The organism is Kordiimonas laminariae, assembly GCF_023008165.1.
Lineage (GTDB): Bacteria > Pseudomonadota > Alphaproteobacteria > Sphingomonadales > Kordiimonadaceae > Kordiimonas > Kordiimonas laminariae.
Genome location: NZ_JAKQZA010000018.1, coordinates 1 through 739, shown reverse-complemented (window position 1 = coordinate 739; position 739 = coordinate 1). Strand labels below are relative to the sequence as shown.

The window sequence follows — 739 nt, the reverse complement described above, 5'->3', positions numbered from 1 at the left end:
CGCAGATTGCCTAGATCCTTTGCCTGGCTGACCAACCACGAAGGGGAGACTAACCCTCCCCACAATACCACCTTAACTCGACCTGCAAGAGCATTGACCTTTTTGTTGTATCTAGGACAAGAGAACCATTGCTGGCGGCGCTAGTGGCTGCATTTGCTGTCTGATGATAAAGAGTATGAATATGAGCTCTATGAAGTTCATTAGTCTTAAACATAGAGAAGATATTGTTACTATTTTTGATTGATATAATCATATTCGTTTAGTTGTGCATATATCACTGACTGTTAAAGCCTTTTTCCGAAGGGTGTTGATTAAATATTTAATTATGTTGATATTTTACTTTGTAACAAAGGTATGAAATTGAAATAGAGGTATCAGTTTACAATAAGTTTATGTTTTCATATTTAGATGAAAATTCTACTTGTAATTTTATTTTGGTGAAGATTGGGGGCGTAATGACTAGTATTCAAGTTAACACTACAGAGACGGGTAATCAGGTAAATCCAAGTATAGCAACTTTTTCGTCAGATCATCCGGCGCTTGCGGGTGGTTATGTTGTTGTGTTTGAAGATCAAAGCGGCGCAGATGGTTCTGGTAGCGGTATTTATGGTCAGCTTTATAACGCGAATGGACAGCCTGTAGGCGGTGAATTTTTGATTAGCGATAAAACTGCGGGTGATCAATCATTGCCTTCGGCAGCTGTGCTGGATAACGGAAACATACTGATCAGTTGGTATGA

The 739-nt window shown here is 39.1% G+C and carries 1 pseudogene; it reads left to right on the top strand.

Features of this window, described 5'->3' with window-relative positions:
- Positions 1–455: 455 nt before the first annotated feature.
- Positions 456–739 (top strand): annotated as a pseudogene (locus MF542_RS17485) (hypothetical protein); the annotation flags it as partial.